Genomic DNA, 22,484 nt, shown 5'->3' on the forward strand with positions numbered 1-22,484 from the left:
CTTCGGGTCGTTCGCGGCCGTAGGGGAGTCACACCACGGCGACGGGCTGGCCAGCATCGGCAAGCGCTTTCCAGGTCAGGCTACGGAGCGGGTCCGGGCGTGGTCAAGTCCGTTTTGTAACGTTTTATGGCACAGGGCACGAGGATACCGGTATATGCCGCCGTCAGCGGTTGAAACGTCTCAGCGGATCCAGATGCCGCGCGGGGCGTACGGACGGGCAGCGCTGCCCTGGGGTGCTGAGTATTCGTCGGGACCGGCCCATCTGGCACGGAATCGCCAGCGTCTCAGCGCTTCGCCAGCGCCTGAGCGCGCTGAGCCAAGGAGATGCCGCGGGGAATCGCGTCTTCGGCCCGGATCCCCCGTGTCTCGGAACAGGGATCCGCCGCGCGCGCCGCCCGCAGCACTCCAGCCGTGAGGCGCTGAGTATTCGTCGGGATCGGCCCGTCTGGCACGGAATCGCCAGCGTCTCAGCGCATCGTCAGCGCCTGGCTGCACGGATCCGCCGCCTCGCCGCGCGCAGATCGCTCGCCTCGGCGGCAAGCCCCCCCTCGCGCGAGGCGGCCCCCTCATTCCACCCGCAGCCGCTCCGCGAGGGCGGCGGCCTCGTCTCGGGGCGGCGTCTCGTCGAGCACGACGAAGCGGTGGGAGACGTCGAGCGAGGCGCGGGGGCCGAGGAACTGCGGCTCGTCCCAGTGGGTCGAGGGGCCGAGTGCGGGGTACTCCTCCGAGCGCGCGAACCACTTCAGGCGCGGCCCGGTCGAGCGTCCCGCGAGCGCGAGCACGGCGGCCGACCCGGTGCGCGAAGCGAACAGCGCCCAGTGGGCGGGCGCTCCCCGCACCTCCTCCTCGCCGTCGAGCCATGCGCCGCTGGCCGTCTGCCCGATGACGGATCCGTGGTGGAACGACGGCGCGAGCCGCAGGATCCAGCCCGTGTAGCCGGCGTCGGGGCGGCCCTTCGTCGTGGGGCTGCCGAGCTCGAGCTCCCGGCCCGACACGTTGCGGACCGACGTGCGAAGATCGATGGCCCAGAGGCCGTCGGCGGGGGCGTGGATCCGCTGCTCGCGCTGTTCGGTGAGCAGGACGGATCCTTCTGGGGACACCCAGGACAGCTGCTCGCGGATCCGGGCGTCGCCTTCCGCGGACGACGTCGCCACCTCATCGCGGCGCACACGGCCGACGACGTCGAGCGCCTCGTATCCCCGGCCAGGCACGTACGTGTTGCCGCCCCAGAAGTTCCTGCCCGCGACGTCGGTCAGCGCGAACTGCAGGCCCTTGTGCCACACGTGATCCGCGGGGCGCATGTCGGTGACGACCTCGCCCGCACGCGTGCGCACCGGGTGCAGGTAGGGCTTGGGTGACTCGAAGGGTGCGATGTCGGCGCCCTCCTCGTAGGTCGCGATCGGGGCGCCGTCGGCGGCGATCTCGATCCGCCCGTCCGCTGTCGTCGTCGTGATGGTCATGCGTCTCCTCGGGGGGTGTCGAATGGATCGGTCGCCGCGAGACTCGTCGCGCGCGCCGGTGCACAGGGCATGTCGTGGCTCGCCATCTGGGGTGTGCGCGCCGCTGGGTGCCGGGTCAGTCACTGCGACCCGTCCTGCGTCGCGTGCAGCTCGGCGTAGCGACCGCCGCGGGCGAGCAGCTCGGCGTGCGGGCCGGACTCGACGACGCGCCCGTGCTCGAGCACGACGATGCGGTCGGCGCTGCGGATCGTCGACAGGCGGTGCGCGACGACGAGCGTCGTGCGGCCCTGCATGAGCCGTTCCATCGCCTGCTTCACGAGCAGCTCGGAGGTCGGATCCAGGGCGCTCGTCGCCTCGTCGAGCAGCAGGATCCGCGGATCCCGGACGAGAGCGCGCGCGATCGCGATCCGCTGGCGCTGTCCGCCCGACAGTCGCGCACCGCGCTGACCGACGACCGTGTCCCAGCCGTTCTCCTGTCGCGTGACGAACTCCCAGGCGTTGGCGTCGACGAGCGCGCGGTGCACGCGGTCGTCGGAGACGCCCTCGAGGCCGTAGACGACGTTCTCGCGGATCGAGCCCTCGAAGAGGATCGACTCCTGCGGCACGACGGACAGGTGCTGGCGCACGGAGCGCATGTCGAGCGCGGCGGCGTCGTGTCCGTCGAGGAGGATCCGCCCCGCGGTCGGGCGGATGAACCCCAGCACGAGGTTCAGCAGGGTCGACTTGCCGGATCCGCTGGAGCCGACGAACGCGACCGTCTCGCCGGGCGAGATGTCGAGGTCGATGCCGCGCAGGGCCGGTTCGTCGGTGTCGGGGTAGGTGTGCGTGACGTCGTCGAGGGAGATCGCGCCTGCGAGCTCGTCGACGGCGTCGCGGCCGTCGTTCTCTTCGAGGTCGGGCTCCTGGAGCACCTCGGCGATCGATCGCACCGATTCGACGCCGCGCGTCGCCACGGGGATGAGCATGAGGATCTGCGTGAGGCCCTGCGTGAGCAGCGTGAAGTACGACGACAGCATGACGACCTCACCGGGGGTGATCGGCAGGATGTCCGTCAGTGCGAACGTCGCGGCGAGGACGAGGCAGAAGGCGCCGAGCAGCTGCATGGCGACCCACGACATCGACGCGATGCGGCCGTTGAGCATGTCGAGCACGAGACCTACGCGGCGCACCTCGTCGGCGCTCGAGGCGACGCGTGTGACCGCCGTCTGCTCGAGGCCGTGCGCGCGGGTGATCGGGATGAGCGACGCCATCTCGCCGACGCGTGCCGCGAAGCCCTCCATCTCGCGCCGAAATCGCTCGTTCTGCACGCGCGAGCGCTTCGCGGCGAACCAGCGGATCCCGATCGCCAGCGGCACGGCGAGCAGATACACCGGCAGGAACTCCGGCACCTTCACGGCCGTCATGACGAGCGCGCCGATGAGGACCATCGTCGCCGACAGCAGCGGGTGCGCGACCTGCTGGAGCATGATCTCGATGTTCTCGACATCGCGCACGACCTTGGTCTGGACGATCGAGGCGCTGACGCGGGAGTGGTACCCGATGGACAGGTTCTGCAGTCGATCGGCCAGCGCGTTCCGCAGGCCCGCGCCCGTATCCCGGACGACCGTCATGAACATGCGCGTGTAGACGAGGTGGTTCGGATAGTTCTGCAGCAGAAGCGCGGCGGCGATCGCGAACCACCACCACACGGCGCTCAGCTCGCCGCCCGTCGCGACGAGGTCGACGACGGCGGCCGTGATGACCGGCATGGCCCACATCGGGATCTCTTTGAGCGCGAAGGCGACGAGAGCGAGGGTCATCCGGCCCGGCCTGCGGGCGAGAAGGCGGAGGATCGTGCGGCCCGGTCTCGCGCCGTCCACGAGACCGGAGGTGTGGGAAAGCGCTTGCTGAGGCATGATGTCCATCATGCCGTGTGGAGCTCCGCGCGTCGTCGTCGGATCTGACGGCGGCCGACGGATCACCACCCCACGCACCGAGAGGGAGACGATGACGTACCACCTTGCCGGAGACTCGACGGTCGCGGCGTGCCCGCCCGAGGAGCACCCCATGAGCGGATGGGGGCCGCACCTCGACGCGCATGTCGACGAGTCCGTGCGCAACCTCGCCTTCGGGGGTGCCACGACGGAATCCTTCCTGCAGACGAAGTGGGACGAGCTGATCGCGGACGTGCGCGCCGGAGACACGGTCGTGATCCAGTTCGGCCACAACGATCAGAAGGAGTCCGAACTGCTCGCGGCGCGCGGGGGCTACGCGGACCGCCTGCGCCGCATGGTCGCCGAGACGCGCGAGCGCGGGGCCGACGCGGTGCTGTGCACGTCGTGCGAGCGGCGCTGGTTCGACGGCGACCGCATCACGCCCACGCACGGCGACTACCCGAACGCCGTCCGGGACCTCGCCGTCGAGCTCGGCACGCCGCTGATCGATCTGACCGCCTTCACGACGTGGCTGTACGAGGACGCGGGGCCAGAGGGATCCGTGCGCCTCCTCAGCCACTTCCCGCCGGGAGCGCACGCGCACTGGCCCCAGGGCCTCGCCGACGACACGCACTTCCACGAGCGCGGGGCGACGCGCATCGCGGCCTACGTGGGCCAGCGGCTGCGCGGCATCGCGCGCCTCGGCGGCGACGCACCGGCACGGGGCAGCGAGCTGGTGCACTGACCCATGCGCACCCATCACTCGCGTCGCACAGCGTCGTGCGGCGAGTTCCCCGGCTCGGGGGACCCCCGATGAAGCGCGTCGGCATCAAGGACGTCGCCGAGCACGCGGGCGTCTCGATCGCCTCCGTCTCGAACGCGCTCAACCGGCCGCAGCAGGTGAGCGATCGGCTGCGGGAGCGGATCCAGCAGTCCGTCTCGACGCTCGGCTACGCCCCCATGCCCGCCGCGCGACAGCTGCGCGCGGGGCGCAGTGGCCTCATCGGCATGACGGTCATCAACATCTCGAACCCGTTCTTCGCGGCGCTCATCGCGGGTGCCGAAGGGGCGGCATCGGCCGGCGGCATGCGAGTGCTGGCGGCGAACAGCGACGACGACGCCGCGCAGGAGCACGATCACCTGGGCCTCTTCGAGAGCGTGCAGGTCGAAGGGGCGCTCGTCTCGCCCTTCAGCGACACGCACACCCCCGTCGCGCACCTGCGCGGGCAGGGGATCCCCGTGGTTCTGGTCGACGCGGTCGATCCCGGCGGCGAGCTGTCGTCGGTGTCGTTCGACAACGTCGCGGGCGGGCGGATCGCGGCCGACCACCTCGTGTCGCTCGGCCGCCGCCGGGTCCTGTTCCTCGGTGAGCGCGACGAGCTGGCGCAGGTGCGCGACCGCGCCGAGGGAGCCCGCCGCTGCCTCGCCGACATCGGCGTCGACATGCCCACGGTGCGCCTGCCGCGGACCGATCCGGCAGCGGGCCTCGCCTACGGGGCCGAGCTGGCGCAGCGGGATCCCCGAGACCGCCCCGACGCGATCATCTGCTCGAACGACCACCTCGCGATGGGCGTCGTGCGCGCCCTCCTTGACGGCGGCGTCCGCGTGCCGGACGACATCGCGGTGCTCGGCTACGACGACACGGCGCTCGCCTCCGTCGCCTCGGTCCCGCTCACGAGCGTGCGCCAGCCCGCCGAGGCGATGGGCCGTCGCGCCGTCGAGCTCCTCGTCGGGAGGATCCAGGATCCGACCGCGCCCCGCGAGGCCGTCGTGTTCCCACCCGAGCTGTCCGTGCGGGCCTCCACGGTCGGGGGCTGAGCCGCCGACGATGCGCTGGCGTGCGGGGGATTCGGGCGGATCCCCTGGGTTCTCGCTGGATCCTCAGCGGCTCGGGCAGAGACCTACGGCCGCGGGCGCGCCGTCGACGAGCGCACGACGAGCTCGAACGGCATCGGCTCGGGGGCGGGAGGGGCGTCGGCGCCGGGCTCGAGCTCGCTCATGAGGAAGTCGACGGCGAGGGCGCCCTGGCGGCGGGGGTGGTGCGCGATCGTGGTGAGGCCGAAGAAGTCGGCCATGTCGTGGTCGTCGACGCCGACGATGGACACGTCGTGGGGCACCACGAGCCCGAGATCGCGGGCGGCGAGGATCGCGCCGAACGCCATCTCGTCGCTGGCGGCGAAGATCGCGGTCGGCCGCTGTGCGGCGGGGGATCCGAGAAGCTGCTTCGCGGCGCGGTAGCCGCCGGGCATGGTGAAGTCGGCGCCGACGATCAGCGTCTCGTCGATGTCCAGGCCGGCGGCGGTCAGCGCGTTCTCGTATCCGCGGCGGCGCTTGGTGGGCAGGTGGAAGTCGAGATCGCTGGCCGAGTCGCCGCCGATCAGCGCGACGCGCGTGTGCTCGAGGCCGAGCAGATGGCCGGTCGCCAGCTCGGCGGCGGCGACATCGTCGACGGCGAGCGTGCGGACGCCCTCGATCGGGCCGCCGACGCCGACGAGGGGCTTGTTGAGGTCGTGGAGGCGCTGCACCTCGCTCTCGGTGAGCTCGAGCGAGACGGCGATGACGGCGTCGACGCGCTGGCGCAGGAGGAACTGCTCGAAGACCGTCGTGCGCGGGGTGCCGCTTCCGGCGAGGTTGTAGAGCGTGACGTCGTAGCCCGACTGCATGAGGCGCTGCTGCGCGCCGTCGAGCACCTGCGTGAAGAACCACTTGTCGAGGAACGGCAGCACGATGCCGACGTTGCGGTTGCGCCCGCTCGCGAGCGTCGAGGCCGCCTGAGAGACGACGTAGCCGAGGCTCTGCGCCGCCGCCATGACCTTCTCGCGTGTGGATGAGGACACGGATCCGCGTCCGGACAGGGCGCGGGACACGGTCGCCGTCGAGACCCCAGCCGCCTCGGCCACCTCGGTGATGCTCATGAGCGCCTATCTTCCCACTGTCGTCGAGGGGCGCGACTGCGCCCCGGCTCGCGCCCCACGTCCCGGTAGAGGGATGGGCGCGGGCCGGGGCGACGTCATGCGATCACGCCTGCGTGAGCCATACGGTCGTATCTGTCGGGATCGCGTCGCCGTCGAGCGCGTCGCTCGCCACGAGCACCTGCGCGCCCACGGGGAGGGCGACCGGATCCGCGCCGAGGTTCGCGACGACGGTCACGGTCCCGACGCGGAACGCCAGCGTCTGCGCGGGGAGGCCCTCGATCCACTCGAGGGTCTGAGTGGCGGTGTCGTGCGCGCGGCGGAGGCGCAGCAGGGTTCGGTACAGCTCGAGCGTCGACGACGGATCCCCGACCTGCCGGTCGCGGGCGACATTGGCCCACATGTCGGGCTGGGGCAGCCAGGAGGATCCGGTCTCGTTGAACCCGTACGCGGGGCGGTCCGCCTCCCAGGGGATCGGCACGCGGCAGCCATCACGACCGTATCGTTCGCCCTTCATTCGGAACCAGGTCGGATCCTGGCGCGCGTCGTCGGGCAGGTCGATGACCTCGGGCAGGCCGAGCTCCTCGCCCTGGTAGATGTACGCGGATCCGGGCAGCGCGAGCATGATGGCGGTCGCGGCGCGGGCGCGACGCAGCCCCACCACGGGATCCGGCTGGCCGGGTGAGGCCGGGCCGATGCCGTGGCCCTGCGGGAAGTCGGATCCGAGCGCGAGGCGCGTGGCGTGGCGGATGACGTCGTGGTTCGACAGCACCCACGTCGATGGCGCGCCGACGCTGCCGAAGGCGCGCAGCGACTCGTGGATGACCTCGTGCAGGGCCTGCGGATCCCAGTCGCTCATCACGTACGAGAAGTTGAAGGCCTGGTGCATCTCGTCGCGGCGCACCCACTGGGCGATCTCGTCGACCGTGGGCATCCACGCCTCGGCGCAGAGCACGCGCTCGCCGTCGTAGGTCTCGAGGAGCCGACGCCAGTCGCGGTACACCTCGTGGACGCCCTCCTGTCCCCAGTAGGGGACGGGCTCGATGCCGCCCATCGAGTCGGCGTCCTCCGGCGGCGTGTAGTCGGGCAGCTCGTCGGCCTTCACGAGGCCGTGCGCCACATCGACGCGGAAGCCGTCCACGCCGCGATCGAGCCAGAAGCGCAGGATCCGGCGGAACTCCTCGCGCACGTCCTCGCTCGACCAGTCGAAGTCGGGCTGTGTGGTGTCGAAGAGGTGCAGATACCACTGGCCGGGCGAGCCGTCGGCTTCGGTGATGCGTGTCCACGCGGGGCCGCCGAAGACGGACTCCCAGTTGTTCGGTGGCTCGGATCCGTCCTCGCCCCTGCCGTCGCGGAACATGTACCTGTTGCGCGCGCGGCTGCCGGGGGCGGCGGACAGCGCCTCCTGGAACCAGGCGTGCTGATCGGAGGAGTGGTTGGGCACGAGGTCGACGAGGACGCGCAGGCCGAGCTCGTGCGCACGGGCGAGCATCGCGTCGAAGTCGTCGAGGGTGCCGAAGAGCGGATCCACGTCGCAGTAGTCGGCGACGTCGTATCCCGCGTCCTTCTGGGGGGAGGTCATGAACGGCGACAGCCACACGACGTCGACGCCGAGGTCGGCGAGGGCGGGGAGTCGATCGGCGATGCCGATGAGGTCGCCGATGCCGTCGCCGGACGCGTCGGCGAACGAGCGCGGGTAGATCTGATAGATCGCGGCGGAGCGCCACCATTGGCTGTTCATAGCGAGCAACTGTAGGCGATATGTGGAAGCGCTTGCAATCCTTCGACGGTGTATCGGCTGGATCTTTCCGAGGCAGATGCCCGATCGTGACTTGGCAGATGCTGATCCGGGAGGTATACATGTAATCGCTTGCACTCCGGCAGAGTCGCCGGGCACAACAGAAGGGCAGCACCGATGAAGGTGAAGAACACCGGCCGCGCAGCAGCGGCCATCGCGCTTGTGACGACCCTCGGCCTCGCCGGGTGCGCGAGCGGCGACGAACCGGCCGGCGAGACCGGCGACCAGAACGGCGAGGCATCGACCACGCTGACCGTCTGGGTGGACGCAGAGCGCGTCGACGCCCTGCAGGGGGCGGCCGACGCCTACGCCGAGAAGACCGGCGTCGAGGTCGACCTCGTCGGCAAGGACACGGCCGACATCAAGGACGACTTCATCCAGCAGGTCCCGACGGGTGAGGGCCCTGACATCGCGATGGGTGCGCACGACTGGCTCGGAGAGCTGTCCACGAACGGCGTCGTGGCGCCGCTCGAGATGGGCGACTCCGCGGGCGACTACCTCGATGTGGCGATCGATGCGGCCACGTACGACGGCAACGTCTACATGCTCCCCTACGCCGTCGAGAACATCGCCGTCCTCCGCAACACCGACCTCGTCTCCGAGCAGCCGGCCGATTTCGACGACATGATCGCGAAGGGCCAGGCCGCGGGCCTCGACCAGCCGTTCGTCGTCGAGCAGGGCGCCGAGGGCAACCCGTACCACCTGTACCCGTTCCAGACCGCGTTCGGCGCCCCCGTCTTCGGCTCGACGGACGCGGGCTACGACGCCGCAGACCTGCAGCTCGGCGGCGAGGGCGGCGACGCATTCGCCACCTGGCTCGGCGAACAGGGGAAGAACGGCACCGGCGTCCTCAACACGGACATCGACGGCGACATCGCGAAGCAGCGCTTCCTCGAGGGAGAGGCCGCCTTCTGGCTCACGGGCCCGTGGAACGTCTCGGCCGCGACCGACGCCGGCCTCGACGTCGCCATCGACTCCGTGCCGAGCCCGACGGGCGAGACCGCCTCGCCGTTCGCCGGTGTGAAGGGCTTCTTCCTCTCGAGCGAGTCCGAGAACAAGGTCGCCGCGAGCGACTTCCTCGTCAACTATCTCGGCACCGAAGAAGCGCAGCTCGAGCTGTTCGAGGCCGGCAACGTCCTCCCGGCGCTGGCGTCGGCGGCCGAGACCGCGTCGAGCGACGAGATCATCGCCGGCTTCGCCGAGGTGGGCGCCGAGTCGGTGCCCATGCCCGCGATCCCCGAGATGGGATCCGTGTGGCAGTTCTGGGGCATCGCGGAGGCCGAGGTGATCAATGGCGCCGACCCGGTCGAGCGCTGGAGCAAGCTCGTCACCGACGTCGAAGGCGCAATCGGCTGACTCGCTGCGGGCGGCCCTCCCGTGAGGGAGGCCGCCCGCACCCGTTCCCCGGAGGATCCATGTCGCATTCACCCACCGAGACCGAGCTGGTCACGACCGACCCGAAGCGCGCGAGACGACAGCGGCAAGCGCGCGGCGTCGCCGATCGCGCCGGCGGCGGCGTCCGGTCCCTGATCATCAAGATCGCGGCCCTCGGCATCGTGGATGCCATCGCCGTCTACGCCGTCCTCGTGCTCGTCGGCTTCGGCGAGTGGGGCGTCATCGCGATCGTCGTCGCCGTCGCGACGCTCGTGAACTGGATCTACTTCTCGAAGCGCACGCTGCCCGCGAAGTACCTCGCGCCGGGCGTGATCTTCCTCGCGCTGTTCCAGGTGTTCGTGCTGCTCTACACGGGCTATGTCGGCTTCACGAACTACGGCACGGGGCACAACGGCTCCAAGGATCAGGCGGTGTCCGCGCTCATGGCGAGCGCCCTCGAGCGCGTTCCCGACTCGCCGGCGTACCCCGTCACGGTCGTCGAGCAGGGCGGCGAGCTCGGCCTGCTCGTGACGAGCCCCGAGGGGGACGCGCTCGTCGGCAGCGACGAGGATCCGCTCCAGAGCGTTCCCGATGCCGGCTTCGACGGCGATCAGGCGATCTCGGCGCCCGGCTGGGAGACGCTGATGTTCGCCGACGTGCTCGAGCGGCAGGGCGAGGTCGTCGATCTCGCGGTGCCGTACAGCGAGGATCCGAACGACGGCGCGCTGCGCACCTCCGACGGATCCGTCGCGTACCAGTACACGTCGACCCTCGCGTACGACGAGGCGACGGGCGACCTGACCGACACCGAGACGGGCACCGTCTACCGCGACATCGGCACCGGCGCATTCACCTCCGACGCGGGCGACGAGCTGCTGCCCGGCTGGAAGGTCAACGTCGGATTCGAGAACTTCACGAAGGCGCTCACGGATCAGCGCCTCGCCGGCCCGCTCGTCTACGTCACGATCTGGACATTCGCGTTCGCGAGCATCACGGTCGCCGCGACGTTCTTCCTGGGCCTGTTCCTGGCGATCACGTTCAACCATCGGCGCATGCGCGGCAAGCGCTTCTACCGCTCGCTGCTGATCCTCCCGTACGCCATCCCGTCGTTCCTGTCCGCGCTCGTCTGGGCGGGCATGATGAATCAGAGCTTCGGATTCCTCAACAACGTGATCTTCCCGGGCGCCGACATCCCGTGGCTCACGGATCCGCTCATGGCGAAGGTCTCGGTGCTGATCGTCAACATCTGGCTCGGGTTCCCGTACATGTTCCTCGTCTGCACGGGCGCGCTGCAGTCGATCCCCGAGGAGATCACGGAGGCCGCGACGGTCGACGGCGCGAAACCGTGGGCGATCTTCAGCCTCATCAAGCTGCCGCTGCTGCTCGTGAGCCTGGCCCCGCTGCTCATCGCGTCGTTCGCGTTCAACTTCAACAACTTCAACGTCGTCTACATGCTCACCGACGGCGGGCCGCGCGACTCGGACGCGCCGATCCCCGTCGGGCACACCGACATCCTCATCTCGATGGTCTACAAGGTCGCGTTCACCGGCCAGACGCGCGACTACGGTCTCGCGAGCGCCTACACGATCATCATCTTCGTCGTCGTCGCGGTGATCTCGATCATCGCGTTCCGCCGCACCAAGTCGCTCGAGGAGCTGAACGGATGACCACCGCCATCGCCCCACGCCGCCGCACGCTCGGCCGGTGGTTCGCCGACACCGGGTGGCGCCACGTCACGGGCATCGTCGTGCTCGCCGTCACGATGCTGCCGATCGTGTTCGTCATCTCGAGCTCGCTCAACCCGCAGGGCACGCTCACGGGATCCAACGCGCTGTTCTCCGAGATCGGGTTCGACGCCTACGCGCGGATCCTCCAGGATCCGCAGGTGCCGTTCGCGGCCTGGTTCACGAACACGCTGGTCATCTCGGGGATCACCGCGATCCTCACGGTGTTCCTCGGAGCGCTCGCCGCGTACGCGTTCTCGCGCATGCGGTTCGTCGGGCGTCGCGTCGGGCTCATCTCGATCGTCGTGGTCCAGATGTTCCCGCAGCTGCTGGCCGTCGTCGCGATCTTCCTGCTGCTCAGCGCGATCGGCGACTGGTTCCCCGCCATCGGGCTCAACACCCGCATCGGCCTCATCATGGTCTACCTCGGCGGCGCGCTCGGCGTGAACACCTACCTCATGTACGGGTTCTTCAACACGATCCCCACGTCGATCGACGAGGCCGCGCGGATCGACGGCGCGAGCCACGTGCGCGTGTTCTTCACGATCGTGCTGCCGCTCGTCACGCCGATCCTCGCGGTCGTCGCGCTGCTGAGCTTCATCGCGTCCGTGAACGAGTTCGTCGTCGCGTCGGTGATCCTGATCGACACCGACATCCAGACCCTCGCGGTCGGCCTGACGAAGCTCGTGTCGAACCCCCGCTACGCGGACTGGAGCGCCTTCTCTGCCGGTGCCGTCATGGCGGCCCTCCCCGTCGTGGCGCTGTTCCTGTTCCTGCAGAAGTACATCGTCGGAGGCCTCACCGCCGGCGCGGTGAAGTAGGCGTCGTCGTCCTCTCCGGCACATCTCCTGCGGGTCGCCGCGGGAGATGTGCCGGAAAGGACGAGATGCGGGCAGGATGGGAGCATCCGAGAAGGGGGTTCTCCATGATCTTCGGCCATCGCCGCTCCACTCCGCCCATCGCTCCGCCGACGCCCGCCCCGACGCGCGTCTCGCTCTGGCGCGACGGGCTCGGCGTCCTCGCCACCCGCGCGCTGCAGATCATCGCGGTCGTCATCCTCGCCGCCGGCCTGATCTGGGGCATGCAGGCCATCACGGTGGTCGTGATCCCCGTGATCCTCGCCCTCATCTTCGCGGCCGCGTTCGAGCCCGTCATGCGCTGGCTGCGCGCGCGCATGCCGTCGGTGCTCGCGACGGTCATCGTGCTGCTCGGCATCGTCGTCGTCATCGGCGGCGTCGTCTGGGCCATGGTGCGCGCCGTCATCGACCAGTGGGGTGATCTCTACTCGAGTGCGGAAGAGGGCGTCCGTCAGGTCATCTCCTGGGTCAACACGCTCCCGAACGCGCCCTCGCAGGATCAGCTCGACGAGTGGTGGACCTCGATCCAGGACTTCCTCACGAGCGCGCAGCTCGGATCGAGCATCGGATCCGGCGCGGTCGCCGGCGTCGGCGCGGTCGTCAGCTTCATCACGGGGCTCGTGCTCATGGCCGTGATCCTGTTCTTCTTCCTCAAGGACGGACCCCAGATCTGGGCGTTCCTGCTGCGCCCGTTCCAGGGCGACTGGGAGGACCGCATGGAGCGCGTGGGCGACAAGGCGATCCACACGCTCGGCGCCTACGTGCGCGGCACGGCGGGTGTCGCGGCGGTCGACGCGATCGGCATCGGCCTCGGCCTGTTCATCCTGCAGATCCCGCTCGCGCTGCCCCTGACGCTGCTCGTGTTCCTGCTCGCCTTCATCCCCATCGTCGGCGCCACGCTCGCCGGAGCGCTCGCGGTCCTCATCGGCCTCGTCGACGGCGGATTCATCGACAACGGGCTTGTGACGGCGATCATCATCCTCGCGATCGTCATCGGCGTGAACCAGCTCGAGGGCAACTTCCTGCAGCCCGTGCTCATGGGTCGAGCGCTCAAGCTGCACAGCCTCGTCATCCTGATCGCGCTGACCATCGGAACCGTGCTGTCCGGCGTCCTCGGTGCCGTGCTTGCCGTGCCGCTGGCGGCGGTCGCCTGGGGCATCATCCAGGTGTGGGACGGCCCCGACACGCCGGCCCGCTGGGCCCGCCCGAAGAAGCGCGAAGCGGTCTGACACGCGACGCCCCCGCCCCGCGCGGGGGCGTTTCGCGTGACGCGGGCGACCCTTCGCGAGCGCGGGAAGGATCATCGGCGTCACGGGAGCGGTGCACGGCGCGTTCGTGTGACGCCCGCGACCGTTCCAGCGCTGGCGAAGGGTCGTGCGCGTCACTGGAGTGGCCGGAGTGGCTGTGGGATCCGTCGTCTGCGCGGGGTGCATGTGTTCGTGTGACGCGCGCGGCGCTTCCCGCGTGACCGAGGAGTCATCGGCGTCACGGGAGTGGAGCGCGGCGCGTTCGTGTGACGCCCGCGACCCTTCGCCGCCGCGGGAAGGGTCACCCGCGTCACGCGAAGGACGCACGACGGCGCCCCCGCACGCCGAAGCGGGCGGGGGCGTCGGGCATCGCGGATCAGCGCGTGCGGGTCACCTGGATGACGCTGGGGCGCGGGCCGCCCCACATGCCGTCCGCGAAGGACCCCTCCGGCACGTAGTCGGGGAAGAGGGAGTTCTGGGCGCCCCAGGATCCGTCCTCGCCCGGATGCTGGACGGCGACGAAGATGCTCTCATCGCGGTCGTGGATGACGGGCCCGCAGGTCTCGCCGTCGCGCGGCACGGCGAGGAACTGCTGCACGTGCCCGCGCTCCTCGCCCTCGAGCGGGACGAGGAAGAGCCCGTCGTTGTAGCCGATCGAGCTGGGCTGCCCGTCGGTCGAGATCCACAGGTTGCCTGCCGAGTCGAACGCGAGGTTGTCGGGGCAGGAGATGGGCGACACCTTGTCGGCGGGGAAGCCCGCGAAGTAGGTGTTCGGATTCGTCGCGGGGTCGCCCGCGAGGATCACGATGCTCCAGCCGAACGTCGTCGAGGTGAGGTCGTCGCCGGCCTCCGTGATCTCGATGACGTGGCCGTCGCGGTTCGTGTTGCGGGGGTTGACCTCGGTCGCGCCCTCGTTGCCGCCGACACCGCGGGCCGAGTTGTTCGTGCACGCGACGTAGACGCGACCGGTGCGCGGGCTGGGCTCGACATCCTCGCAGCGGTCCATCTTCGTCGCGCCGACCGCGTCGGCGGCGAGGCGCGTGTAGATGAGCACCTCGTCGGTCGTGAAGCCGTCGACGACGCTCTGGCCGTCGATCATGAGCGGCAGCCACTCGCCGGTGCCGTCGAACTCTCCGTCGCTCGGGAGGGCGCCGGATCCGGTGATCTCGGAGACGGGAGAGTCTCCCGTGAACTTCGCGACGTAGAGGGATCCCTCGCTGAGCAGCGTCTTGTTCTCGGCGCGCGCCTTCTTGCCCTTGCCGGGGCGCATCGTGTTCGTCGACACGAACTTGTAGAGGTAGTCGAAGCGCTCGTCGTCGCCCATGTAGGCGCCGACATGGCCCGTGACGCCGACGGTGATGTTGGCGCCCTCGTGCTTCATGCGGCCGAGCGCCGTGTGCTTGACGGGCGCCGCGTTCGGGTCGTCGGGGTCGATCTCGACGATCCAGCCGAAGCGGTTCGGCTCGTTCTCGAAGCCGGCCTGGCGTGCGTCGAAGCGCGCATCGACGGCCTCCCAGCCGTACGACGACGGGTTCTCGTTGAGCCCGTAGCGGGCGCTGCCGGGCGTGGATCCGTCGGCGCGGAAGTAGCCGTTGAAGTTCTCCTCGCCCGACACGATCGTGCCCCAGGGGGTCGTGCCGCCGGCGCAGTTGCCGAACGTGCCGCGGACGGTGAGCCCCTCGGGGTGCTCGACGGTCTTGAGGAGGTCGGATCCGGCCGCGGGGCCGTCGAACACCATCTCGGTGTCGGCGGTGATGCGGCGGTTCTTCGGGGCGCCGACGATGCGGTTCCACGGCTGACCGCGGTGTCGGCGCTCGAGCTCGACGATCGAGAAGCCGTGGGCGGCCTTCGAGATGCGCAGCTGCTCGAGGCGCTCGTCCTCGCTCGCGGCCGGCGGGAACATGATGCCGGGGTTGACGTACTCGTTGTTCGCCGCGAGCACGGCGCGCTTGCCGTTCGGCTCGGCGATGATGTCGAGGTAGTCGTTGTTGTACCCGAACTGGCGGGCCTGCTTCTCGGCCGTCTGCGCGTGCGGGTCGAAGGCGTCGGCCTCGTCGAAGAGCGGGTCGCCCCAGCGGATGATCGGCGTCCACTCGAAGCCCTCGGGCACCGTGACGGCGTCGACGTCGGCGGGCACCGGCGCGATGGGCGTGAATCCGAACGCCGTGCCGTGGCCACGTCCCGTGGCCTGCGCGGTCGTGGCGGCGACAGCCGGGGATCCGCCTGCGACGTTCGCGCCGATGACGACGGCCGCGGCGGCCGCGGCTCCGCCGGCGAGGACGGCGCGGCGGCTGAGCGCGGCGCCCGCGATGTCGCGGAAGTAGCCGTTGTCGCTCGTGTTCGGCGCGGGATGGAAGCATGCGTTGTCGCACTTGTACATGCAGGTCACGGGGCTGCGCTTGCCGTGCGTGCGGCCCGTCATGAGGAGATTGAGGAGCGGGCGGCGCCGCTGCGCATCAGTGGGGGAGGGGATGGTGTCGGTCATGACGACCACCGTCGCGCTCTCAGGTGACGCAAACGGCTCCCTTCGCGTGAACGAGCGGTGAACCGGAGAGGATCGCTCGGTGACGTAGGCATGCCTTACTGGTGAAGCGACGCGGGTACCCGGGGAGGGGACGGATCCGTGGAGCGCGCTTGAGGTGACGCCTGTGACCCTCCTCGTGTCGACGAAGGGTCGTAGGCGTCACTTGAGAGGGCGGATCCGCGGGGCCGGCGCTCAAGTGACTCTCGTGACCCTGTCCGCGCGGGCGAAGGGTCGTCGGCGTCACTTGAGTGAGCGGATCCGCGGGGCCGGCGCTCAAGTGACGCTTGTGACCCTTCCCGCGTGGACGAAGGGGCGTCGGCGTCACACGAAGACGGTCAGTCTCCGAGCACCGCCGACACGATCGCGCGGGCCTCGGCCTGCACCTCGGCGAGGTGCTGGTGGCCCTTGAGGCTTTCGGCGTAGAGCTTGTAGACGGCCTCGGTGCCGGAGGGGCGGGCGGCGAACCACGCGAACTCGGTCTGCACCTTGAGGCCGCCGATCGCGGCGTCGTTGCCCGGCGCGTGCGAGAGCTTCGCGGTGATCGGATCCCCGGCGAGGGTGTCCGCCGTGACGTCGTCGGGCGAGAGGGCCTTGAGTGCGGCCTTCTGCTCGGCTGTCGCGGGAGCATCGACGCGCTCATACGCCGAGGCGCCGTACTCGGCCTCGAGCTCCGCGTAGCGCTGCGAGGGCGACTTGCCCGTGACGGCGATCATCTCGGCCGCGAGGAGGCACAGGATGATGCCGTCCTTGTCGGTCGTCCACACCTGGCCGTCGCGACGCAGGAACGAGGCGCCGGCGGATTCCTCGCCGCCGAAGGCGACGGATCCGTCGATCAGGCCGGGGACGAACCACTTGAAGCCGACGGGCACCTCGAGCAGGTGGCGGCCGAGCGCACTCGTGACGCGGTCGATCATCATCGACGACACGAGGGTCTTGCCGACGGCCGCGCCGGCGGACCACCCGGGGCGGTTCGCGAAGAGATAGTCGATCGCGACGGCGAGATAGTGGTTGGGATTCATGAGCCCCGCATCGGGCGTGACGATGCCGTGGCGGTCGGCGTCGGCGTCGTTGCCCGTGAGCACGTCGAACTGGTCGCGCTTCGCGACGAGCGAGGCCATCGCGGAGGGGGACGACGGATCCATGCGGATCTTCTCGTCCCAGTCGAGCGTCATGAACTTCCACGTCGGGTCGACGTCGGGGTTCACGACGGTCAGGTCGATCTCGTACAGGTCGGCGATCTGCTGCCAGTACTCGACCGAGGCGCCGCCGAGGGGGTCGGCGCCGATGCGTACGCCCGCCGTGCGGATGGCCTCCATGTCGATGATGCTGCCGAGGTCGCGCACGTACGCGTCGCGGAAGTCGTACGTCGCGAGGGCGTGGTCGTCCATGTCAGCGTGACGCACGCGCTTCACGCCGTCGAGTCCCGCGGCGATGAGCGCGTTCGCGCGGTCGGCGATCCACGTCGTGGCATCGGAGTCGGCCGGGCCGCCGTGGGGCGGGTTGTACTTGAAGCCGCCGTCGGCGGGCGGGTTGTGGCTGGGTGTCGCGACGATGCCATCGGCGCGCGTCGGGTCGTCTGCCGCCTTGCCGTGGTTGTGCACGAGGATCGCGTGGCTCAGCGCCGGCGTCGGAACATACGAGTCGTGGGCGTCGATGCGGACGTCGACCGCGTTGGCGACGAGCACCTCGATGGCGGTGCGCTCGGCCGGGAGCGACAGGGCGTGCGTGTCGCGGCCGAAGAACAGCGGGCCCGCGATGCCCTGGTTCGCGCGGTAGTCGACGATCGCCTGCGTCGTGGCGAGGATGTGCTGCTCGTTGAAGCTCGTGGTGAGGCTCGAACCGCGGTGACCGCTCGTGCCGAAGGACACCCTCTGCGAGGCGACATCCGGATCCGGCTTCTTGTCGTAGTAGGCGGCGATGAGCGCATCGACGTCGACGAGGTCGCTCGGCTCGGCGGGGAATCCTGCTCGGCTGCTCATGTACTCAGTCTGCCAGGCTGTCTGCGCCATTTCGCGCCCGCGCGCGGATCCGCTCGGCTCCGGGGTTGATGTTCTCCCTTGGCGCATGGGAGTGGGCGTGGATGTGCGTGCGGTGCGGGGGAGTGCGTTCGGCGCGAGCGGGCCGCGGGCGCGAGGAGGCGCGGGTTTCCTGCGGGGGCGCGGGCGGCCGCCGCGGCGCCGTTCGCCGGCGCACTACGCTGTGAGGCATGTCGACTGCGCCCGCCGGATCCCGAACGTACAGTTACCTCGGCCCCGCGGGAACCTTCACGGAGGCGGCGCTCGCGCAGGTCGAAGAGGCCGAGGGGCAGGTCTGGCGGCCCGTCGCCAACGTGGGGGCGGCGCTCGACGACGTCGCGTCGGGGCGCTCGCACGGTGCCATGATCGCGATCGAGAACACCGTCGAGGGCGGGGTGTCGAGCGCGCAGGACGCGCTCGCGAACACGCCGGGTCTGCGCATCATCGGCGAGTACCTCGTGCCCGTGAGCTTCGTGCTCGTGGCGCCCCGCGGATCCCGCCTCGAGGATGTCGTCGACGTCGCCGCGCATCCCGTCGCCTACGCGCAGTGCCTCGAGTGGCTCGGGAAGAACGTGCCGGGGCACACGCAGGTGATCGCGGCGAGCAACGTGCAGAGCGCGATCGGCGTGCTCGACGGATCCCTTCCCGCGCAGGCGGCGATCGCCGCGCCGGGCGTCGCGAACCACTACGACGTGGACGTGCTCGCCGAGAACATCGGCGACAACCCCGACGCCGTGACGCGCTTCGTGCTCGTGACGCGCACCGTGCAGCCGCCCGAGGCGACCGGCGCCGACAAGACGTCGCTCATCGTCGAGCTGCCGAAGGAGGTGCCGGGCGCGCTCGTCGAGATGCTCGAGCAGTTCGCCACGCGCGGCATCAACCTCAGCCTGATCCAGTCGCGTCCGATCGGCGACCGCCTGGGGCGCTACCGCTTCGTGATCGACGCCGACGGGCACATCGTCGACGAGCGCATGGCCGACGCGCTCATGGGCCTCAAGCGCTTCAGCCCGCACGTCATCTTCCTCGGCTCCTATCCGCGCGCCGACCGTCAGGCCGTGCAGCACTCGGACCGCTACAGCGACGCGTCGTTCGCCGACGCCCGCGACTGGCTCCGCGAGCTCCTCGCAGGCGCCGCCGCCGAGTAGCGGGCGGCTTCGTCCGTCGCGCTGCGCTGCGTGGTGCCGCGATTCGGCAACGCTGCGCTGCGTGGTGCCGCGGGTCATCGACACCGTGCTTCGGTGTCGCCGTGGGGCATCGACACCGTGTCCCACAACACGCCGTCACTGACCCGTCGTTACGGCGTGTCCTGGGACACGCGGCGTGTGGCACAGCAACCGTGTCCCACGACACGCCGTCACGCGACACGGATGACGGCGTGTTGTGGGACATGGGCTGGGGCGTGGCGCGCGATGCCGCGACTTGAGTTGGGTAGTGCGTCGACCGTGTCCCACGACACGCCGTTAAGCGCCGCGAGTGACGGCGTGTTGTGGGACACGGCGGGGGACGGTGGGTGAGGGGGCGGCCGGATCCGTGACCCGCCGGTGTGCGCCGTCTCCCGCAGTCCCGTGGCGCGGCGACGGGCGGAGCCGGACTGCCGCCGCGCGACGGCGCCATCCGGCCGCTGTCTGCAGTGGCCCGTCCGTGAGCGTCGAGAGGGCGCCGTCCTTTCACAGTCGGATGTGAAAGATCCGTCACCTATTTGGTGTTGATTCTCATTCTCATTAAGCTCCTCTCTTGTGCCGCACAACCTCCCCGCGCCCATTCGACAGGCCGTCCCCTCCGGGCGGTCGCGCCGACGCGCACAGCGCCGCACCTGGGGGATCTGTGCGGCGCTCGTGATCGCGAACGGTGTGCTCATCATCGCGTCCGGCGCCGTCGGTGCCGTGCAGGTGAGCGCCGCGGAGGCCGCTCAGATCGTGATCGGCCATCTCCTGCCGGGGATGCCGTGGATGGCCGACGGGTCGCTGACGCCGCTGCAGGATCAGGCCGTGTGGCAGTTCCGGATTCCGCGGACCCTGCTGGCAGCTCTCGCCGGTGCCGGCCTGGCGCTCGCCGGGGCGCTCATGCAGGTGACCGTGCGCAACCCGCTGGCCGAGCCCTACATCCTCGGTGTCTCGTCGGGTGCGAGCGTGGGCGCGGTGCTCGTGATCGTGTTCGGGTCGGCCGCCGTCGGCGGGCTGTCGCTGAATGTCGCGGCCTTCGTCGGTGCTCTGGCGGCGTGCGTGGCGGTCTCGATGCTCGCGCGCAAGAACGGCACGCTGTCGCCGACGCGCATGATCCTGGCAGGTGTCGCACTCGGAACGCTGCTGAGCGCCGTGACGAGCTACCTCACGATCTCGACCGACGCGCAGAACGTCGTCAGCGTGCTGTTCTTCCTGCTCGGGAGCGTGTCGGCGGCGTCGATGGGCAGCCTCATCGGTCCCGCGGTGGCGCTCGCTATCTCGTGCGTGGTCGCCGGACTGCTAGCGCGCTCGCTGAATGCGCTCATGACGGGTGACGAGTCCGCCATCTCGCTGGGTGTGAACGCGACCCGCCTGCGCGGGCTGCTGCTCGTCATCGCCTCGCTGCTGACGGGCGCCGTCGTCTCGGTCGCGGGCGGGATCGGCTTCGTCGGCCTCGTCATCCCGCACATCGCGCGGATCCTGGTGGGAGCGGACCATCGCAGGATGCTGCCGGTGACCGTGCTCAGCGGATCCCTGTTCCTGGTGGCCGCCGACCTGCTGGCACGCACGGTCGCGGCACCGACCGAGATCCCGCTGGGGATCCTCACGGCGTTCGTCGGCGCGCCCTTCTTCCTGTGGCTGATGCGCCGCGGCGGAGCCGACAGGGCGGGGTTCGGACGATGAGGGTGGATTTCGAGGACATCACCGTCGCTCTGGGCGGGCAGGATGTGATCCGCGGGGCATCGGCATCGATCGCGTCGGGGACGGTGGTCGGCCTCGTGGGACCCAATGGATCCGGCAAGTCGTCGCTGCTCCGCACGCTCTATCGCGCGGTCGCGCCGCGCGGCGGCACGGTGCGCATCGACGGGCAGGACGTGCGCGCGTTCGGGGGGCGCCAGCTGGCTCGCACGGTCGCCGTGATGCTGCAGGATGCTCCGACCGACTTCGACCTCAGCGTCGAGGAGACCGTGCTGCTCGGCCGGGCGCCGCATCACACGACCTTCGGGCGCGACACCGCCGAGGATCTGCGCATCGTCGACGATGCGATGGCGCGCACCGAGATCGTCGATCTCGCCGATCGCATGGTCGGGACCCTCTCGGGCGGCCAGCGCCAGCGGGTCATGCTCGCACGGGCGCTCGCGCAGCAGACGCCCGTCCTGGTCCTCGACGAGCCGAGCAACCATCTCGACATCAGCCATCAGCACGAGCTGATGAGCACCGTGCGCGGTCTCGGATGCACCGTCATCGCCGCGCTCCACGATCTCAACCTCGCGACGCAGTACTGCGACGCGATCATCGTCCTCGCCGACGGTGAGGTCGCCGCGATGGGGGCGCCGCAGCAGGCGCTCACCCCGGCCCTGATCCGCCGCACCTTCGGGGTCGACGTGCGCGTGCTCGGCAACGCCGACGAGCCCGTGTTCTCCTTCCGCCGTCTGGGCGATTCCGCCCCCGCCACCCTCATGGAAAGCAGCGTGATCCGATGATCCAGATCTCTCGTCCCCGCACCCGCATGCGCACCGCGGCCGCGTCCTCTCTCGCCGCCGCGGCGATTCTGCTCGCCGGCTGCGGATCGGGGGTGGTCGGAGACACGGCGGATGCCGACGTCGAGACGACGACGATCGAGAACTGCGGCCGCGACGTCGTCGTCGACGGCGCCCCCGAGGCGGCGGTGGGCATGCACCCGGCGCAGACGGAGCTGATGCTGCGGCTCGGCCTCGCCGACCGGCTCGTCGGGCAGGCGCAGGCCGCGGCGCAGGCGCTGCCCGACGACGTCGCCCCGCTCGCCGAGGACGTCCCTGTGCTCGGCGACGTCGCCCCGCCCAGCCGTGAGGACCTGCTCGCCGTCGAACCCGATTTCGTCTACTCGCCGACCACCTACGAGTTCTCGGCGGATCAGGGATTCGCGAGCCTCGAGCAGCTCGACGCCGTCGATGCGGCCGTCTACGTGGCATCGGGCGGATGCCATGAGCGGCGCATGACGGGTGAGGTCGCCGACCTGTTCACGGATCTGGAGAACCTCGGCAAGATCTTCGGCGTCGAGGAGGAGGCGGCTCAGCTGATCGACGACAGCCGCGCTGACCTCGACGGGGTGGCGGAGGCCGTCGCGGACGTCGAGCCGCTGCGTGTCGCGCAGGTGTACTACGAGGGCGGAACCCTGCAGGCGATCGGGGCCGGCGTCGAGTACGACATGCTCCAGCTGGCCGGCGCCGACAACGTCTACGGGCCTGACCAGGCGGCGTTCGCGGACTTCTTCGCCGCCACGATCACGCCCGAAGCGCTCGCCGCTGAGGCGCCCGACGCCCTCGTCTTCTCGACGTACGATGACGCGCATGAGGCGGCGACGCGCGAGTACCTCTCGACGACGTTCCCGGACATGCCGGCGGTGCAGGACGACCGCCTGATCGCCGTCTCGTCGTCGGACGTCTTCCCCGGAACGCTCGGCAACATCGCAGTGGTGCAGAAGGTGGCGCAGGGTCTCTACCCTGAGGCGTTCTGAC

Annotated in this window: 16 protein-coding genes; 10 read left to right on the forward strand and 6 right to left on the reverse strand. The window is 70.2% G+C overall.

Annotation, left to right across the window (positions count from 1 at the left end):
• Nucleotides 1–566: 566 nt before the first annotated feature.
• Both KOL93_RS01630 and KOL93_RS01635 read right to left on the reverse strand, forming a co-directional pair.
• Entirely contained in the window at nucleotides 567–1,460 is an 894-nt protein-coding gene (locus KOL93_RS01630) for a DUF6807 domain-containing protein (protein ID WP_221583556.1), read from the reverse strand.
• Between the two features lie 119 nt (nucleotides 1,461–1,579).
• Nucleotides 1,580–3,355: an ABC transporter ATP-binding protein gene (locus KOL93_RS01635; protein ID WP_221583557.1), complete on the reverse strand. Its 1,776-nt coding sequence runs from the start codon at nucleotides 3,353–3,355 to the stop codon at nucleotides 1,580–1,582.
• 91 nt (nucleotides 3,356–3,446) lie between these two features.
• Here KOL93_RS01635 and KOL93_RS01640 point away from each other — a divergent pair, with 91 nt between their 5' ends.
• Nucleotides 3,447–4,118: a rhamnogalacturonan acetylesterase gene (locus tag KOL93_RS01640; protein WP_221583558.1), complete on the forward strand. Its 672-nt coding sequence runs from the start codon at nucleotides 3,447–3,449 to the stop codon at nucleotides 4,116–4,118.
• 68 nt (nucleotides 4,119–4,186) lie between these two features.
• Entirely contained in the window at nucleotides 4,187–5,191 is a 1,005-nt protein-coding gene (locus tag KOL93_RS01645; protein WP_221583559.1) for a LacI family DNA-binding transcriptional regulator, read from the forward strand.
• 83 nt (nucleotides 5,192–5,274) lie between these two features.
• On the opposite strand, the gene KOL93_RS01650 is transcribed toward KOL93_RS01645, so the two are convergent.
• Together KOL93_RS01650 and KOL93_RS01655 are read right to left on the reverse strand one after the other, a co-directional pair.
• Entirely contained in the window at nucleotides 5,275–6,288 is a 1,014-nt protein-coding gene (locus tag KOL93_RS01650; protein ID WP_221583560.1) for a LacI family DNA-binding transcriptional regulator, read from the reverse strand.
• A gap of 103 nt (nucleotides 6,289–6,391) precedes the next feature.
• The gene (locus tag KOL93_RS01655; RefSeq protein ID WP_221583561.1) at nucleotides 6,392–8,026 is read right to left on the reverse strand and encodes a glycoside hydrolase family 13 protein; all 1,635 of its coding nucleotides are present in this window, start codon (nucleotides 8,024–8,026) and stop codon (nucleotides 6,392–6,394) included.
• 174 nt (nucleotides 8,027–8,200) lie between these two features.
• Between KOL93_RS01655 and KOL93_RS01660 the strand changes: the two genes are divergently transcribed.
• The 4 genes from KOL93_RS01660 (at nucleotide 8,201) to KOL93_RS01675 (ending at nucleotide 13,267) form a co-directional block, all read left to right on the forward strand.
• A complete protein-coding gene (locus tag KOL93_RS01660; protein WP_221583562.1) occupies nucleotides 8,201–9,439 on the forward strand; it encodes a sugar ABC transporter substrate-binding protein in 1,239 nt (412 codons plus the stop codon).
• 59 nt (nucleotides 9,440–9,498) lie between these two features.
• Nucleotides 9,499–11,124 carry an ABC transporter permease subunit gene (locus tag KOL93_RS01665; protein WP_221583563.1) on the forward strand — a complete coding sequence of 542 codons (1,626 nt, stop codon included), beginning with the start codon at nucleotides 9,499–9,501 and terminating at the stop codon, nucleotides 11,122–11,124.
• Nucleotides 11,121–12,002, forward strand: a complete 882-nt coding sequence (locus tag KOL93_RS01670; protein ID WP_221583564.1) for a sugar ABC transporter permease — start codon at nucleotides 11,121–11,123, stop codon at nucleotides 12,000–12,002. Before KOL93_RS01665 ends, KOL93_RS01670 begins: the two co-directional genes overlap by 4 nt.
• Before the next feature lie 104 nt (nucleotides 12,003–12,106).
• Nucleotides 12,107–13,267: an AI-2E family transporter gene (locus tag KOL93_RS01675; protein ID WP_221583565.1), complete on the forward strand. Its 1,161-nt coding sequence runs from the start codon at nucleotides 12,107–12,109 to the stop codon at nucleotides 13,265–13,267.
• A 394-nt stretch (nucleotides 13,268–13,661) separates the two neighbouring features.
• On the opposite strand, the gene KOL93_RS01680 is transcribed toward KOL93_RS01675, so the two are convergent.
• Both KOL93_RS01680 and pgm read right to left on the reverse strand, forming a co-directional pair.
• A complete protein-coding gene (locus KOL93_RS01680) occupies nucleotides 13,662–15,770 on the reverse strand; it encodes a PhoX family protein (protein ID WP_221583566.1) in 2,109 nt (702 codons plus the stop codon).
• Nucleotides 15,771–16,144: 374 nt separating this feature from the next.
• Nucleotides 16,145–17,788: a phosphoglucomutase (alpha-D-glucose-1,6-bisphosphate-dependent) gene (gene pgm / locus KOL93_RS01685; protein ID WP_221583567.1), complete on the reverse strand. Its 1,644-nt coding sequence runs from the start codon at nucleotides 17,786–17,788 to the stop codon at nucleotides 16,145–16,147.
• A gap of 227 nt (nucleotides 17,789–18,015) precedes the next feature.
• Here pgm and pheA point away from each other — a divergent pair, with 227 nt between their 5' ends.
• From pheA to KOL93_RS01705, 4 genes are all read left to right on the forward strand, one after another.
• Nucleotides 18,016–18,969 (forward strand): prephenate dehydratase, encoded by a 954-nt coding sequence (gene pheA, locus KOL93_RS01690; RefSeq protein WP_221583568.1) that lies wholly within the window; start codon nucleotides 18,016–18,018, stop codon nucleotides 18,967–18,969.
• A gap of 591 nt (nucleotides 18,970–19,560) precedes the next feature.
• A complete protein-coding gene (locus KOL93_RS01695) occupies nucleotides 19,561–20,670 on the forward strand; it encodes a FecCD family ABC transporter permease (protein WP_221583569.1) in 1,110 nt (369 codons plus the stop codon).
• Nucleotides 20,667–21,470, forward strand: a complete 804-nt coding sequence (locus KOL93_RS01700) for an ABC transporter ATP-binding protein (protein ID WP_221583570.1) — start codon at nucleotides 20,667–20,669, stop codon at nucleotides 21,468–21,470. The genes KOL93_RS01695 and KOL93_RS01700 overlap by 4 nt, the downstream gene beginning before the upstream one ends.
• Nucleotides 21,467–22,483, forward strand: coding sequence for an ABC transporter substrate-binding protein (locus KOL93_RS01705; RefSeq protein WP_221583571.1), 1,017 nt, complete (start codon nucleotides 21,467–21,469; stop codon nucleotides 22,481–22,483). The genes KOL93_RS01700 and KOL93_RS01705 overlap by 4 nt, the downstream gene beginning before the upstream one ends.
• The last annotated feature ends 1 nt before the right edge of the window (nucleotide 22,484 follow it).

Origin of the sequence: Microbacterium salitolerans (genome assembly GCF_019720895.1) — a bacterium.
GTDB lineage: Bacteria > Actinomycetota > Actinomycetes > Actinomycetales > Microbacteriaceae > Microbacterium.